1 pseudogene is annotated in these 205 nt (G+C 66.3%); it reads left to right on the top strand.

Annotation, left to right across the window (positions count from 1 at the left end):
• Window positions 1–205: pseudogene (locus AC5WS8_RS39570) on the top strand (alpha-1,4-glucan--maltose-1-phosphate maltosyltransferase); the annotation flags it as partial.

Below are 205 nucleotides of genomic sequence, written 5' to 3' on the forward strand. Positions count from 1 at the left end.
GCTCAGGGCCCGGGACTGGGAAGCGGCCGAACGCGAGGGGCGCAGCATCGCCCCCCTCATCACGAAACTCAACACCATCCGACGGCAGCACAGCGCCCTGCAACGTCTCAGGAACCTGCACTTCCATCACACGGACAACGACGCGGTGATCGCGTACGGCAAGCGCTCGGGTTCCGACGCGGTGGTGGTCGTGGTCAACCTCGAC

The sequence above is a fragment of the Streptomyces sp. PTL18 genome, assembly GCF_059510295.1.